Here is a 5351-nt window from a genome sequence, read left to right as displayed (position 1 = left end):
ATTATGTGAGTTGTCGATGGCATTGTGCGTTAACTTGATTAGACGTTCAATTAAAAAAGCGAAAGAGATGAAGAGGTCAACTCGTTTCTATTATTGTTTTACAATTGATTTATGAATATTAAGTTTTGATTTTAAAGGTCTTTTGTTGTTTGGTTTGTTTTTGCGTAGAGTAATAAAAATATTTAGAACACTAATTATTTTGGGAGAGATGTGAACGATTTTTGGCAGCATTGAGCAAACAAAATGATAACAATTACACTGTATATGTGAGAAAAAAGGTCAAGATAGTTCTGAGAACGCATATAATATTTTGAGTTAAATTTGACTTTTTATTCTTTATGTTTGGGTTTTTATCTTGTCTCTGACTAAAAGGCCTTTAATAAAGATTAGAGCAAACATAGAGACACTATGTTTTTTGAGTGAACTATATACGGTGGCAATATGTCGAAAACATATCAATTGATTGCTTGAGGTTTAGATGGGGTTTATTCGTAAATATAAACTGAGCATAGTTTTGTTTTTGAGTGGTGTGGCATGTTTAATTGCGTACTACGCTCAAGGCTCTTACGTAGATGAAAATGGCTTATTAGTAGAGTCATTTGGGTTTATCCCTTTGTTTTGGCTCTTTTTGGGGTTAGCCTTCGCCTCTTTTGTGGGCTCTTTTGTCAAACACCGTAATCGTAATTAAAGAGCAAACGTGAAGTTTACTCCTTTATCTGAGGATGGGAGTATTGCTGATATTTTGGTAACTCTTTCCTTAGATTACTAAATGTTGCTCGTGCACTTTGTTTTGATAGTTTGTTGATTAGCCAGATTGGCAAAAGGCCTCCGGGGTCAGCAAACGCTTTGTAGTCAATGAGTGTCGTGCCATTAGTGAGCTTTTGTAATTCCCAAGTTGCATCAACCGAACGAATGCGAACATAGCCCTTTTGTTCAGCAAGATATGAGTCTGGTGCGCTTTTGATTTTTATCGTGAACCCAAGCTCATCGACCCAATATTCAGAGTAGGTGAGCATATCACGATTTTTTGCAGGCCATGGCGCCGTAAATTGGGTATAAACGATGTTTTCGGTGGCTGATATTTGATTTAAAACCCGGCTATGACTGGCATTGTCAATCCAGTTCGGGATGTTGTCACTATCTTCCAATAGCGTTAAAAATGCGCCATAGCTGGTGGGTGTGAACATCCAAGCACGAATCTCAACTAAACCGTCGGTATGCTCTCGAGAGTAGATAGTGATTCCGTTATCGTCACTATCAAATTGCCAGTACTCGTTGGCTTTCGCGGTGGTGCCAGTGGATATAAAAGTGGCGAGTAGTAGCGCGCCAATTCGTAAATGCAACATCATGTTAGTACCCGCCAACTTATCCTTAGTTAAAGCTTATACGATGTGTTCTTAATTATAAGGACAATAGTCAGTCTTTTCGTTACTGTTCTGAAGGTTGATCTGCTCCAAAACCTCGTTGAATATTGGTGAGCGTTATGGCTGCAAACACCACAATAACGATTGATAGATGCCAGGCTTGGCTTAAACCAAGCTGTACCAATGTTAAGCTGACCAATGAGGATACGATCATTTGTCCACCTCCAGACATGGCTGCTGCAGCACCAGCCTGCTTTTTGTAGGGTTGCATTACCATGGCTTGCGCGCAAGGTAGGGCAATGCCGTTACCTAAGATCATTAATAGTTGCCCCAACATTAAATACAGCGGTTCTACCGGGCAGAAGAACAACCATATTGCAGCACTGAGATGCAGGAATGGACTACAAAGTAGCATTCTTTTGTTGCCGATAATTGGCCTTACTCGGTTACAAATCGTGGTGCCGCCTAACATACCTAAAGCGGGAATGAGTGCCCACATTGCGTATTGATCGGATGTCATGCCAATTTGGTCTTGCATGATAAATGGCATCACGGACACGGTCGTTATCATCAGGCTGAAGTTTAACCAACTGATGCTGGCAAAACTCATAAAGTAACGTGACGTCACCAAGTCTCGATACTGGAAAAGCATGTTGCGTGGTGACGGAATAACAGATCGTTTTGCAATGGTTTCTGTAAACTTAAAGGCGATGACTACCCAAGCGAGTGAGACATAACCTAACAGTGAAATGAACACCATACTCCAACCAAAGTGGAAGTTGATAAAGCCGCCAATCACAGGCGCAATGAGTGGCGTGATCGAAGCTGCCATAGCGATATAAGACATGGCGACAGGGAGCTCATCACCGCTAAATCTATCTCGAGTCGATGCTCTCGCGAGTACCGCGCAGCACCCAGTTCCTAAGCCTTGTAGAAAACGCCCCATCACCATGCCTGTGAAGGTGTCACTAAGGAAAATGATCATTAATAGCCCAGACATCGCGATGAGCAAGCCCGTCAGTAGCACTTTTTTTCGACCCAAAGCATCCGATACCGGACCGTAAATGAACTGAGAGGGACCAAAACCGAGTAAGTAAATACTCACGAGCAGTTGGGCTTGATCAAGGGAGATAGAAAAGTCTTTTGCGATCCATGGCAAAGAGGGCATAACAAGCCCCATGCTCAATTGGCCAACACTGATAATAAGACAGGCGAGTAAGATAGTGCGAAAGTTGATTGGGCGACTCATGATGGATCACCATCAGAATAACCTCTTTGCTTTCGTGTTCTGAGGCAGCCTTCATCATCCACTTCATTTAACTTAGATTTGACGCGTTTTACGGTAGATAGGCTGACATCACACTGCTCTGAAACACTCTTCAACGTATAGCCTTCTAACAGCAACGTTGCGATCTGTTGGTGTTTAGTTTTGTCTGCTGGGCGTCCGCGAAATTTCTGTTTCCACAAATCTGGCTGCTCTTTAATGGCTTGCCGTCCTTGCTCTGCGGCAAACAGGCGATGTTCAGTCTGCACTTTTCCATATCCAGATAACACGGTGAGTAGCGTTTGAGTTTGAACAGAATCCGGTTCAAATGTGAGTGGCTCACAAACGGTTTTCAGTGTGACCCCTTTTGCTAGTAACACTTTGATTGTATTTAACGCCTGACTAAAATCTCGACCAAATGCCGTTAGCCACCAGAGCACAATCGTATCACCTGCTTTGACGATATTGAGTAGCTGTTGGAAAGCTTCTCGTTCTGCTGGAGGCATGCAACCGCGAACCTTATCCTCAAAATGTTGGGCGTCAGGCACGAACGCTTTTAGGATACCGAGGTGCTCTTGATAAGCTCGATTCTTTGGCGAGTAACGTGTGTAAAGATAAGTAGCCATATGGACTATACGCCTTTTTAATTTGGTTCATATACTGTAATGGCTCATAAATATACAGAGGTTCATTAATGCTTACAACACTAAATGGACCCGAAGTCGTTAACGGACTTCGGGTCTTTTACTATTAAGTCGTGTATATAAGCTTTCCGGGCGGTTGCCTATGATTGATCCGATTTCGGCTGGTAATGCAAAATCACCATCGAAGTAGGTGATAGCAAAACCTCGCCTTCAGCATGCCCTGGGTTAAGGTTACGTACGTTTGTGTCGCAGATCGTTACCCATTCTTGCTTTCGCTCATTAGGGAGCTTAAAGCGCGCTGTGGCGTTAGTTTGGTTGATGAGATAGACCAGCTCTTGTCCTTCTTTACCGATGCCAAGGTGAAGTGCGACAGAGCTTAAACGGTTCCAATCATCATGCTCCATTAAGCGACCGTCTGTTCGGCGCCAGAAAATGCGGTTGTTATTGCGGTTTTCGCCACTGAAAGCTCGGATAAATGGCACCATGTATTGATTTCGGTTGGCGACCATTTGTGACATCCATGCTTTGAAATGTTGCTTACGTTCTGTCTCTTCCCAGTTCAGCCAACTGGTTTCGTTATCTTGGCAATAGGCATTATTGTTACCGCCTTGGGTGTGAGACAGAACATCAGCAGTGAGAATGTGTGGGATACCGAAGGCAAACAGCAAGCTAGCAATAAGGTTGCGTTTTTGCTTCTCACGCGTGGCGATGATCATCAGATTTTCGGTCTCGCCTTCAACACCATAGTTTTCTGAACGATTGTCGCCGTGACCGTCGCGATTTTCTTCGCCATTGGCTTCGTTATGTTTGTGCTTGTAAGACACTAAATCTTGCAGTGTGAAGCCATCGTGATACGTGATGTAATTTACGGTGAGTTTGTATGGCCAGTTCGCTGCACTATAAATGTCACGAGAGCCCATTAATCGAGTGGCAAACTCTTTTAAATAGCCTTGATCACCGCGCCAAAAACTGCGGGAAATATCACGCAGTTTGTCATTACATTCGTTCCAACCAAATGGAAAGTTACCCACTTGGTAGCCATTTGGACCAATATCCCAAGGTTCGGCAATCAATTTGGTTTCACGCAAAATTGGGTCTTGCGCAACGGCTTTAAAGAAAGCTGCTTCTGGGTTGTAATCATCGCCCTGTCGACCTAACGTTGCAGCCAAGTCAAAACGGAAGCCATCGACTTTAAATTCGCTAACCCAGTAGCGCAATGTATCCATCACAAGGTTTAAGGCTGGTTGGTAGGTGAGATCCACTGTATTTCCGCAGCCAGTGTAATTGGCGAAGTGGTTGCCATGTTTGATGTAAAAACAGGAATCGAGGGCCTTCAGGTTGAAAATTGTAGGCCCTTCACCACCTTCAGCAGTGTGGTTGTAAACCACGTCGAGAATCACCTCAATGCCGTTTTTATGCAATTCGCGAATTGTTGTTTTTAATTCCGTAAAGGCGTCTTGTTCTGCGTAGCGCGGATCGGGCACCATAAAGAGATAAGGGTTGTATCCCCAATAATTGACCTTTTCCATCTCTAGTAGGTGAGGCTCATGCATACACGCTGCGACAGGTAGCAATTGCAGCGTGTTGATGTTTTGCTGTTCATAAAAGGCCAGCATTTTAGGTGATGCAAGACCTAAATAGCGCCCTTTCAGGTTGTCCTCAACTTCTGGGTGAAGTTGGGTAAGCCCTTTGACGTGTGTCTCAAACAACACCATCTCTTCTCTGGGTATACGCGGATGATCCGTATCTTGCCAGTCAAAATTATCTTCGATAACGATGCACTTCGGCATATCGAAACTTTTGGCTGGAGAGTAGGGAGGGTGGTAGTGGAGGGCTTTATCAATTGACTTTGCGTAAGGGTCAGAAATTAATAGTGGCTCTTCCTTGTGGGAGACAAGGTAACCGTATTTTTGCCCCGGCTTAATATCCGGAATAAAAGTATGACGTATGCCAGCGTATTCATTCGGTAAATCATGAAGCGCGTAACTGCCATCGTCTGCAAACAGGGCGAGTTTTATGTCTTTATTCCCCGGAGCGTGAATAGAGAAGTTACAACCTTCTTTATTTACAGTTGCACCC

At 43.7% G+C, this 5351-nt stretch carries 5 protein-coding genes; 1 reads left to right on the top strand and 4 read right to left on the bottom strand.

All coding sequences use genetic code 11. The features are described 5' to 3' along the window. Positions 1–478: 478 nt before the first annotated feature. Positions 479–688, top strand: a complete 210-nt coding sequence (locus CAG69_RS13505) for a DUF3955 domain-containing protein (protein ID WP_161444654.1) — start codon at positions 479–481, stop codon at positions 686–688. Positions 689–704: 16 nt separating this feature from the next. Here CAG69_RS13505 and CAG69_RS13500 read toward each other — a convergent pair whose 3' ends face one another. The 4 genes from CAG69_RS13500 to glgX all read right to left on the bottom strand — a co-directional run. Further along, the gene (locus tag CAG69_RS13500; RefSeq protein ID WP_202600777.1) at positions 705–1349 is read right to left on the bottom strand and encodes an START domain-containing protein; all 645 of its coding nucleotides are present in this window, start codon (positions 1347–1349) and stop codon (positions 705–707) included. Positions 1350–1428: 79 nt separating this feature from the next. After that, positions 1429–2613, bottom strand: a complete 1185-nt coding sequence (locus tag CAG69_RS13495; RefSeq protein ID WP_161444652.1) for a multidrug effflux MFS transporter — start codon at positions 2611–2613, stop codon at positions 1429–1431. Beyond that, positions 2610–3254: a recombinase family protein gene (locus CAG69_RS13490; protein WP_161444650.1), complete on the bottom strand. Its 645-nt coding sequence runs from the start codon at positions 3252–3254 to the stop codon at positions 2610–2612. The genes CAG69_RS13495 and CAG69_RS13490 overlap by 4 nt, the downstream gene beginning before the upstream one ends. A gap of 158 nt (positions 3255–3412) precedes the next feature. Then, on the bottom strand, positions 3413–5351 hold a 1939-nt coding region (gene glgX / locus CAG69_RS13485), incomplete at its 5' end, for a glycogen debranching protein GlgX (RefSeq protein ID WP_161444648.1).

The sequence above is a fragment of the Vibrio sp. V43_P6S15P86 genome (genome assembly GCF_009904725.1).
Lineage (GTDB): Bacteria > Pseudomonadota > Gammaproteobacteria > Enterobacterales > Vibrionaceae > Vibrio > Vibrio diabolicus.
The sequence above is the reverse complement of the archived record's forward strand: the minus strand, read 5'-3'. Positions and strand labels throughout refer to the sequence as shown.